The 10,486-nt window shown below is 45.4% G+C and carries 9 protein-coding genes and 1 pseudogene; all 10 read left to right on the plus strand.

All coding sequences use genetic code 11. From position 1 onward, the window contains the following. A pseudogene (locus BUB92_RS11595) lies at window positions 1-181 on the plus strand (Rpn family recombination-promoting nuclease/putative transposase); the annotation flags it as partial. A gap of 328 nt (window positions 182-509) precedes the next feature. Continuing rightward, window positions 510-1,991, plus strand: coding sequence for a TIGR02710 family CRISPR-associated CARF protein (locus BUB92_RS10200; RefSeq protein WP_073093417.1), 1,482 nt, complete (start codon window positions 510-512; stop codon window positions 1,989-1,991). Further along, the gene (locus tag BUB92_RS10205) at window positions 1,991-3,028 is read left to right on the plus strand and encodes a putative CRISPR-associated protein (protein WP_073093418.1); all 1,038 of its coding nucleotides are present in this window, start codon (window positions 1,991-1,993) and stop codon (window positions 3,026-3,028) included. Before BUB92_RS10200 ends, BUB92_RS10205 begins: the two co-directional genes overlap by 1 nt. A 77-nt stretch (window positions 3,029-3,105) precedes the next feature. Further along, the gene (gene cas10 / locus BUB92_RS10210; protein WP_073093420.1) at window positions 3,106-5,637 is read left to right on the plus strand and encodes a type III-A CRISPR-associated protein Cas10/Csm1; all 2,532 of its coding nucleotides are present in this window, start codon (window positions 3,106-3,108) and stop codon (window positions 5,635-5,637) included. Beyond that, on the plus strand, window positions 5,618-6,043 hold the full coding sequence (gene csm2 / locus BUB92_RS10215) for a type III-A CRISPR-associated protein Csm2 (protein WP_073093422.1): 426 nt from the start codon (window positions 5,618-5,620) through the stop codon (window positions 6,041-6,043). The genes cas10 and csm2 overlap by 20 nt, the downstream gene beginning before the upstream one ends. Beyond that, window positions 6,040-6,759 carry a type III-A CRISPR-associated RAMP protein Csm3 gene (gene csm3 / locus BUB92_RS10220; protein WP_200774261.1) on the plus strand — a complete coding sequence of 240 codons (720 nt, stop codon included), beginning with the start codon at window positions 6,040-6,042 and terminating at the stop codon, window positions 6,757-6,759. The genes csm2 and csm3 overlap by 4 nt, the downstream gene beginning before the upstream one ends. Before the next feature lie 28 nt (window positions 6,760-6,787). Further along, on the plus strand, window positions 6,788-7,786 hold the full coding sequence (csm4, locus tag BUB92_RS10225; RefSeq protein WP_073093425.1) for a type III-A CRISPR-associated RAMP protein Csm4: 999 nt from the start codon (window positions 6,788-6,790) through the stop codon (window positions 7,784-7,786). Further along, complete coding sequence (gene csm5 / locus BUB92_RS10230; RefSeq protein ID WP_073093427.1) at window positions 7,776-8,987, plus strand: type III-A CRISPR-associated RAMP protein Csm5; 1,212 nt, start codon at window positions 7,776-7,778, stop codon at window positions 8,985-8,987. Before csm4 ends, csm5 begins: the two co-directional genes overlap by 11 nt. Further along, entirely contained in the window at window positions 8,987-9,835 is an 849-nt protein-coding gene (gene cas6, locus BUB92_RS10235) for a CRISPR system precrRNA processing endoribonuclease RAMP protein Cas6 (RefSeq protein WP_073093429.1), read from the plus strand. Before csm5 ends, cas6 begins: the two co-directional genes overlap by 1 nt. Before the next feature lie 385 nt (window positions 9,836-10,220). After that, on the plus strand, window positions 10,221-10,486 hold a 266-nt coding region (locus tag BUB92_RS10240; protein WP_200774263.1), incomplete at its 3' end, for an Rpn family recombination-promoting nuclease/putative transposase.

Genomic DNA, 10,486 nt, shown 5'->3' on the forward strand with positions numbered 1-10,486 from the left:
GGAAGGTAGAGAACAAGGGATACAGGAAGGGATAGCCAAAGGTATAGAACAAGGAATAGAAAAAGGAATAGAAAAAGCAGCACTGAATGCTTTACAAAAAGGATTGGATATAGAAACTATAGCCGAGATTACCGGGCTTTCAGTAGAGAAGATAGAGGAGTTAAAGAAAAAACTGAATTAAAAAATACAGGGGGACGGTATAAATGCAGGACAGCACAAAGGAACCGTCCCCTTGTGTTGTGTCTGGGAGAAAAAAGTTAGATAAGGAAGATTTTATTCCGCACTTTATAATAGGCCGGCAAAAGTTAACATATTGCCGGCTTTAATAATTGTTTCACGTGAAACAATTATAAGAAAAGAAGGTGATTTTAAAACAAGCCGGCTAGGGGCAGAGAAAGCTCAGTATATGAGGTAAGGTAGCGGGAATAAAAAAGAGGGTTTTGCGGGCCGGGGTGAGAATATAAAAAGTAAAAACCAGGAAACAAACAGGAATCCAGGGGGGACAGGCTATGGATTGGCAGGAAACGGAAAGAGAGATGTTGGCAAAGTATATAAGCGAATGGTATGAACTGGAACGGAAGGGGGAGAAGAGGGAGGCGGAAAGTTTATATAATGAAAAAATCCTTCCCCTTTCGATTAAGAAATTTTGCCAGCAGCATGAGCATTATAAGCAGAAATACGATCTTTTTATAGCTACTCTGGGAGGGGCCTGGGCAGGAACAGCTCATGTTATTTCCCTCCTTGCTCCCCGGCAGGTTCTGCTTATCTGCACGGAAGAGAGCAGGAGACACCTCGATAGCCTGTACAAGCACATAGCCCCGGTAATACCTCTGTCGGCGGTCTATTGGGAGATGATAAACGACAGCAATGATGTACTTCAGGTTTACCAGGTAATAAAAAACTATTGCTGGAGGAGAAGGGAAAGAATAAAAACCCTGGCTCTGGATTTTACCGGAGGGACGAAAACAATGTCGGCTGGTCTTATCCTGGCGGGAACGGTACTGGGAGCAGCTGATTTTTATTATCTCGGCAATGAGGAAGGGGCTTATTTAAATGATCTACGTCGCCCCCGGCCGGGGTCAGAGATGCTCATAAAGGTTGAGCATCCTTTTGCAGTTTTTGGTGATCTGGAAGCGGAAAATGCCCAGAGACTAGCAGGGCAGTATAATTATCATTCTGCTGCTTCAATTTATAAACAGCTGATGGGAAAAGTGCCTGATCCGCGCTATTTTGAGCTTCATTACCTCCTTTGCCGCAGTTATAATCGGTGGGATAACCTGGAGATAAAAGAAGCAGGTGAAGTTATAAAAGAGCTGATAAACAGGATAAGGCAATATCGCTATGAAGATTTTGCTCCCAGATTTGTCCAGATCTTGCCTGTTTTAGAGAAACAGGCTGCTTATCTGGATAGATTAGCCCCTATACAGGAAAAGGATTTTCACATAACAGAAGCCCTGAATGCGGAATTTGCCGTAGCTCTGGTAATGACTATCTATACTAATGCCCTGCGCCGGGAAAGGCAGGGTAAGCTGGATATGGCAACCCTTCTTCTCTACCGCACTTTGGAGATGATATCCCAGTTTACCTTGCTGCTAAACTATGGTTTAGATACAGCAGAACCTGAATATGAAAAGCTCCCTATGAAAAAGGAAGAATTATATGAAAAAATGGCCGAGATCTATAAGAAAGCTCAGCTATCGGTTCCGGCAGAGCTGCCGGATAAGATATCGCTTCTGCATGGTTATGCCCTTCTCAAGGCCCTGGATGATCCGCTGGTACAAAATGTAAATATCAAACAGATAAGCGAACAGAGCAATATGCGCAATAATACTATTTTTGCCCACGGTTTTGCTTTTATTAAACCGGCAGCTTATGAAGCTTTCAAACGAACAGTGAATGCTCTTCTCGAAGCCTTTATTTCCCGGCAGGGAAAATGCCTGGCCGATGAGCTCCAGGTTTTTGATTTTATAAACCTAGAGGGGGTTTGGTGATGCGCAAGATTTTGTGTACAGTAGGGACGTCACTCTTAACCAACTGCCGGCGGGAAGGAGGAGAAAATCAGGAGGAGTTTTTTTTGCTATCTTTTATAGAAAAAAAGGGAGAAGCTTTGGCCAGTGCGGAAACTAATTCCTTGAGCCGCATTTTAGAGCCGGGTGATCAAATCGTTTTTCTCTACTCTCAGACTAGGGAGGGCAAGATATGTGCTGATACTCTGCAGAGCTATTATGAGAAAAAAGGGGTTAAATCCCGGATAAAAGAAATAGACAACCTGAGCTATGCCCACAGCACCTTTGCTACCCGGGGTCTTAAATCGCTTATTGATACCTTGATTGAGGAAATCCGCCTGAGCCGTCGTCAGGATATAATGCCGGTTATAAATGCTACCGGCGGATTTAAGGCGGAAATTGCTTATGCTACCCTGGTTGGCCTTATATTTAAAGTGCCGGTTTATTACATTCACGAAGTGTTTCAGGATGTAATTGCTATGCCTTCCCTGCCTGTGGACTGGGATCCTTCGTTATTTGTCGAGTATGGAGATTTTTTTAACTGGATCAGCTCGGAGTTCAGGCGGAAGGAAAAAGTGGCAAGGAGGCTTAAAGAGCTTCCCGGGGAAATAAACCTTTTTCTGGAGGAAGATGAGGAAGGATATATAACCCTTTCCCCGGCAGGGACGGTTTATTACGAAGCTTTTTGCGATTTGCAAAGAGAGGCAGATAAGGTAATGATATCTGACCGGGCCCTGGCTTATTATAAAAGGCTTGATTCCACGGTGCAGCAAACTTTCAGGCGGCTCCTGAAAAGGCTGGCTATTGAGCAGGTGAGGAAATCCTACAGCCGCCGGGTAGATACTTCTGACTGTTTGGATTATCCTTTCAGCCGGGGGACCAAAGAGAGGATTTTCTTCTATGATGATGGGGAACAGGTATATATATGTGAATTGGCCCGGCATGGGGATAATTACGAAGAACTTTTGCAAAAAGGGGTAAAGAGGGAGAACTACAGGAATTTTGAAGAAATGAAACTATAGATTGTTATTTCCATATGCAGGAATACATATTTTTATGGCGAAAATATTAAGCTAAAAAGCCAAAGGAGTAGAATTTTATGGCTGACAAGGTGAAAACCATCACCCTGGGCGCTCTTCTGCATGATACAGGCAAGATTATTTTTCGTGCGGAAAAACATCTATCCCACAGTGAAGAGGGAGCCCGGCTTTTAGAAGAAGAAAAGTTTGTTATTCCTGATAAATCAACCGTTATCGATATAGTAAGGTATCATCATAAAGAAAGTTTGAGGAGATCCGGACTTCCTCCCTCACATCCTGCCTACCTGGTTTATGAGGCCGACAATATTGCTTCTGCTTTAGACCGCCGTCCGGAAGATGAAGAGGACCGAAAGCAAGGTTTTGAACGTTATACACCTTTAGAAAGTGTGTTCAATCTGCTCGGGGGACGCGAAAAAGGAGTTTCCCGGGGTTACCGGGCTTTTACCCTGCGGCTGGAAGAGGGAATTCCCTATCCGCAGGAGAAAAACTTTACCCTCACCCCGGGTGACTATGCCCGTCTTAGGCATTACATGGAAGAAAACCTGAGCAAAATAAACTATAATCTGGAAAGTCCTGATTCGGTGTTAAAGATTATGGAAGCAGTAGCCAGCTTTATTCCTTCCAGCACTTACCAGGGGGAGATACCTGACATATCTCTTTTTGACCATGTGAAAATAACGGCTGCTCTGGCTGCTTCCATGTATTTGTACCTGCAGGAAAAGGGGATAACTGATTATAAAGCATTATTTATGGATGAGGATAATGCCCGCAGATTTCGGCAGGAAGAGGCTTTTATGCTGGTGCTAGCTGACATTTCCGGGATTCAGGATTTTATCTATACCATCTCCTCCAGGGGGGCCTTAAAATCCCTCCGCGCTCGTTCTTTCTATCTTGACCTGATGTGTGAACATATGGCAGATGAAATTTTAGAAGCTTTAAACCTCTCCCGGGCCCATCTTTTATACAGCGGAGGAGGACATTTTCGCCTCCTGCTCCCTAATACCGCACAGGCCAGGGAAGTTATTGCCCTGGCCCGGGAAAAATTCAACCGCTGGTTTTTTAAGCAATATGCAACTTCCCTCTATATAGAGATGGCAACCTTGCCGGTAAGCGGTGATGTACTGGCCGGGAAGGGAGAAGAAGGGGGAAGCAGGCTGAAGAAGGCTTTTAATGAGCTGGCTTACCGGGCCAATATAGGCAAAATGAGGCGCTACCGCGGGAAAATAGGAAAAGAAATATTTTTTAACCCTCCGGATATTGATGCCGGGAGGGAATGTCCGGTATGCCGCACTTCCAGCGGGATGTTGCTTGATGATCCTTTCCAGCAGGGAATGGTAATCTGCCAGAACTGCCTGTCCCTGCGCAATATAGGCGGCAAATTAGGGAGGGAAAAAGACAGCCTGCTTATAGTAGTGGATAGGGAAAAGCCGGCTTATAATCCCGATTTTTACCTGGAAATACCGGCTTTGCGAGAAGAAGAGATGTACCTTGGTTTTGCTGATGAAGAAAGGGTAAGAAAGGATCTGGAAAAAGGAAACCTGCCGGTGAGGATCTATTCGGTAAACCGGCTTTATACCGGGGTAAATATGGCTACCAACCTGTGGGTAGGCAATTATAGCCGGGAACCGCAGAATAAAGAGGAAGGCTATATCGACTTTCAGGAACTGGCAGCAGCCAGCAAGGGGATAAAAAGGCTGGGCGTTCTGAGAGCCGATGTTGACAATCTGGGGTTTGTTTTTGCCGAAGGATTAAAACAGGAAGGAAAAGATCCTTACCGGTTTTTGAGCTTGAGCCGGGTAGCTACCCTGTCCCGGCAGCTGTCGCTTTTCTTCAAGTATTATATAAATTTACTGTGCCAGGGGAAAAACCGGCTTTCACCGGTACATTTGACTCCGGATCAAAAGGAAGAGCCTGCCCTGGCCATCGTCTATTCCGGAGGGGATGACCTTTTTATCGTCGGGGCCTGGAATGAAGTGATCGATCTGGCTCTCGATCTCAGCGAAGCTTTTAACCGCTACAGTGGAGGGAAGTTAACCCTTTCTGCTGGTATTGGGCTTTACCGCCCGGGATTTCCTATCTCCCAGATGGCAAATCTTACAGGCGAGATGGAAAAAAGGGCCAAGGAGTATAAAAGCCGGTTAGGGGAAAAGAATGCGGTATGCCTTTTCGGATGGGATGAACTTAATCCTGAACATAATCATATTTACCACTGGCAGGAGTTTAAGGAAAAAGTCCTGGGGGAAAAATACCATTTCTTAAACCAGGTGCTGCATCTGGAAGCTTCGCCGCCTCCGGAAGGGAAAATAGCAGCCGGCATGAGCCTGCTCTATCGCCTGTTGTTTTTCCTGACCGAAATAAATGATGATAAAGGCAGGATAAACCTGGCCCGTTTGGCTTACCAGCTGGCCCGGATCCAGGTACCTTCAGGAGCCGGGGAGGCAACGCGGAAGGCTTATGAGGAACTGAAGCGAAAACTTTATGTCTGGGCTACGGATAAAGAGGAGTGCCGGCAGCTCATAACTGCACTCCATCTCTTAATCTATATTAATCGCCAAGAGGAGGGTGAAAATTATGGCGCAGACCGCAGCTAAAAGCCAGGATCTTATTGAAAGGGCAAGGAGTATAGTAGAAGACATGAAAGGCAATGATGGCAAACTGGCTATCACTACTTCCCAGATTCGCAAATTCCTGGCCGGGGTTAACCGTCTGGAGAACAAGTACCGGATTTTTAAAAATGATTACATTTCCCAGCATGGCAGAAAGCCGGATAAGCTGCCAGCGGAAATGGAGCAGGAGATACGTTTTCTGGAGGTTAAGCTCATTTATCAGGTAGGAAGGGAAAATAACAATTACAAAAAAGAAAAGCTGAAACAATTTTATAATCACCTGGCACCTGATATAAAAAATATCGGCAATAACCCGGAAAAATTCGAAGAATTCTGCCGGCTTATGGAAGCCATTACAGCTTTCCACAAATACGAAGGAGGCGGGGAATGATGAGTTATATGCAAAAAATGGCAGGAAAAATAAAAATAACGGCTGATCTCTGCCTGCTGTCAGGGCTACATATCGGAGGAGCCAAGGAGTTTTCCAGCATTGGAGCGGTGGACAGTATCGTGATAAGAGACCCCCTGACCAAAGAGCCTATTATACCAGGGAGCTCAGTCAAAGGCAAGATGAGAAACCTGCTGGCCCGTTATATGCCCGGAGGACCTTATATCGAAATAGAAGATGAGCCTGAGGTATTAAAGCGGCTTTTTGGCAGCAGTTCCGGCAAAGGCGATAAGCGCAGGATAGTAGCTGCCCGGCTGCAGTTTCCGGATATTTTTATGAAGCGGAGCAGTGTGGAAAAGATAAAGAATATGGAAACAGATCTCTACCTTACGGAGATAAAATTTGAAAATACCATAAGCCGTCTTCTCGGGGTAGCTACTCCCCGCCAGATAGAAAGGGTGCCGGCAGGAGCCGAGTTTGATTTTACCCTGCTTTACAATATAGAAAATGAGGAAGATATAGAAAAAGATTTCGAGAATATAGCTTTAGGGCTAAAGCTCCTGCAGTATGATTATCTGGGCGGAGGAGGAACGCGAGGCAATGGGAGGATAGCCCTTAAGGAGTTTCAAATCACCCCCATAGCCTGGGAAGGAAGCGGTAAAATCGCGGATTTACAGAAAAAACTGGATGAAGCGGCCGTTTTAAGAAGTGCGGTTTGAAGATTGAAGTTCAAGGGGAGATAGGCTTATGTTTTTCTATTACTTTAAGCTGCAATTTCATGCCCCGGTGCATTTTGGTGCCGATATTCCAGCTTTGGGGTTGGAAAAAACCGTGATGGCCTGCCATGCCGATACCTTTTTTTCGGCTCTGTATATAGAAGCTTTAAAATGCGGGGGCGAAGAAAAAGCCCGCATGCTCTATGAAGATGCGAAAAGCGGCAGGTTTTTGCTGTCAGACCTTATGCCTTATGCTGAAGACATCCTTTATATACCGCGGCCGCTTTATCCGGAGACGCCGGGAAAAAGCGATATTAAAAACCGCAAAAAGATTAAGAAAATGGATTATATTCCAGCCGGCGGGCTAAAAGATTATTTTGGCTATCTGCGGGGAAAGAGAGAAAGCCTGCCGGATGACGGGATATGGAGCCCGTTTTTTGGCGTTTATGATTTACGGGTAAGGGTGGCTCTCAATTATCAGTCCCAGCCCCAGCCTTATTATGTGGGCACCTTTTCTTTTGCCCCCCGCTGCGGGCTTTACTTTATACTGGGGATAGATAAAGAAGACAGGCTTCCTTTTTATACTGCGCTCATAAATTCTCTCGGCTATTCCGGCATAGGAGGCAAGAGGACTTCAGGGTGGGGATGGTTTGAACTGGAAGATGATCCTTACGAGCTGGAAGAAGATTACTGCCTGAATGAGCATGATTATACCATAGCTTCCCTGCTCAAGAAAGAACAGGCTGCCTGGTACCTTAATCTGTCCGTTACCTATCCCCGGCAGGAAGAGCTGGGAGACGATCTGCTGGAAAAATCATATTACCGGTTGATAAGAAGAGAAGGTTTTGTTCAATCTCCAGCCTATAACGACTTTTTTGTCAAACGCCGGCCGCTTATAATGTTTGCCGGTGGCTCCCTTTTTCCCCGGCGGCTGCAGGGGGATATCCCCGATGTTTCCTTATCTGGCCGTCATCCGGTTTACCGTTACGGCAAGTCCTTGATGTTAGGGGTGGATTTTGATGATGATTAAGACTTACCGCCTGGACCTGACAGTGCTAACCCCGGTGTTTATCGGGGGAGGGAGTGAGGCGAAACTTAACCGCAGCCAGTATATTTTCGATCCCGAGAAAAAACTGGTTTACCTCCTGAATGAGGCTGAATTTATAAAGTTTCTGAAGGTCAAAAATCTCTGGTCTGACTATATAGGCTATGTGAAAAGGGCAGGGGAAGAAACGGAAAGAAGCGGAAACCCCAATGCCAATAACCTGCACCTCAGCAGATGGCTGCAGGGAAAGAAAATTAGCAATTTTGCCCTGCTGGCCAGAGAAGCCGTAAAACTGGAAAGCCCGGAGCGGAATATTACCGACTTAAACGATATAAGCTGTTTTGTACGCAGCGGACTGAAAGAGCCTTATATCCCCGGCAGCAGCCTGAAAGGCGCCCTGAGAAATCTTATAATTTCCTATACGGCCAGCAAAAATCCTGTTTCACCGGAATGGAGAGAGCTGGAAGCCGCCATCTTAGAAAATAACGGAAAAAATGCCGGGCAGGTTTTAAAAGACAGAAATAATAGAAAGCGGATGGACAGAATAGTTCAGAATTACACCCCGCAGGTGGATATCGATGTGCAAAATGCTTCTTTGCGCGATGGTTTCCGCTTTTTCAGCATAAGTGACACCCTGCCCCTTAAAGGGGAAGATCTTTTTATAACCCGCAGTCTAAGGCTTTCCACTTATAAAGGGAAAAACAGTCGCTACCTGAAAAAGCTCCCTTTGTATATAGAATTTCTGAAGCCGGGAACTAAAACCAGCTTTTATCTTACCCTGGATACGGATAGATTAAAAGGAACTCCTTTGGGAAAAAAGGAAAAGCTAGAAGAAATACTGGCCTGGCAGGAAGAAAGGATACCAGATCTTCTGGGACGGGAGGTTTTTGACCAGGTAGCCGGAAAAGAAGATATAGATTATTATTTTTCCTGTAATAACCAGGTAAGGCCCAACTTTATCCTGGGAGGTCATGCCGGTTTTAACACCAAAACCTTGATACCTGTCCTGGCCCGGGATAAAAATAGGACGGTAAGCAGCATCCTGGATACCCAGTTTAAAGGACATAGACACCGCCTTCTGGATAAGGATATTTCGCCCCGCACCTTGAAAATTGCCTATTATGCGGGAAAATACTATGCCACCGGCCTTTGCCGGATCGATATAGCAGAGGAGGTAAAGCTGTAATGCAGATCGCCCATCTGGAAATAACCCTGGCTGGAGATGAAAAAGGAAATATTCCTTCCTATCAGATGGGCTCCCTTTTTCACGGGTGGCTTATGGAAAGAGTAAGCCCTGATTATGCCCGGCTGCTACACCAGTCGGAAATGAAACCTTTCAGCCAGTATGTTGAAAAAAAGGGGCAGGAGGCTATATGGCACATTTCGGCTCTAGACCGGACTGCCTGCCAGGAAATCATAGTCCCGTTGCTGGAAGAAGACTTTTCCTGTATAGAAATAAGGCATAAAAAAGAAGTTTTTAAAGCAGGGGAAAAAAAGCTGGTTTACAGCTTTGCTTCCTATAAAGAGCTGGCTGACAGGTATTATCTGGAAAGCACTCCTTCCCGGGTAGTAAAAATGGAAATGGTAACTCCGGTTTCTTTTCGTTCCGGGGGAGAATATCAGATATTCCCGTCCCTTCATCTCATATATCAAAATCTGATAAACCGCTGGAACCAGTTTGCCGATAAGGTGTCGCTGGAAGAAAAAAACCTGGCAGCTACCCTGGCTGAACACAGCTTTATCAGCGGATACCGTCTGGAAACCAGGTATTTCCCGCTGGAAAAAATATTTATTCCTGCTTTTGCCGGGAGGATGAGTATAAAAATAGCGGCTCCATCACCTATGGTTGCGCTTATAAATATGCTCTTGGGCTACTCTGCCTTTTCCGGCCTGGGCATAAAAACATCCCTGGGAATGGGAGGAGTAAGAGTGATAGAAGAAAAGAGAGGGGAATGGTCAGGAAAGAGACAGGCTATATTGAAAATTCATAGCAGCAGGAAATTTTTAATGATAAAATATAGTTATGGAGATTGACGGGTATTATCTCCCCCGCTGCCGAAAAAAAGGGGGATAGAAGCCTTTAAACAGGGATGAAGGATTCATATTTGGTTCCTGCAAAAGTTCTCCCCCGCAAAACAGGGCTTAAGTCCTTGCCAGATGGGCTTTTCAGGAGACAGGGTTACAAAACCTAATCCCCGTCAGGGGACGGAAACGCTAGACTGCTAAAAAGCAGTATGCATCGGGTTTAGCAAGTGTTACAAAACCAAATCCCCGTCAGGGGACGGAAACTCCCAAATGGTAACGGGTTCGTTCCAAGGGTTGTCAGAACGGTTACAAAACCAAATCCCCGTCAGGGGACGGCAGTTATTGAAAAATTTTTTACCTGATGGATACCTGATATATGGGAAGGAGCCCTTTCATGAGCGAAATAAACATCCATGACCGGTTTTCCAAAAAATACCTGGAAAATCCCCGCATAGCAGGGAGTTTTCTCGCCTACATCCTGCCGGAGGGAATAAAAAAGATAGCTGATCTATCAAACCTTACTTCCAATAAGACCGGATTCATAGATGAAGAACTAAAAGAAGCCTATTCTGATCTTCTCTTCAAAGCCAGGTTAAAAAGCGGAGAAGACCTTTTTATCTATTTCCTGATCGAACATAAAAGCTACTTCTATGAACATAC

It is taken from the genome of Thermosyntropha lipolytica DSM 11003 (genome assembly GCF_900129805.1).
Classification (GTDB): Bacteria; Bacillota; Syntrophomonadia; order Syntrophomonadales; family Syntrophomonadaceae; genus Thermosyntropha; species Thermosyntropha lipolytica.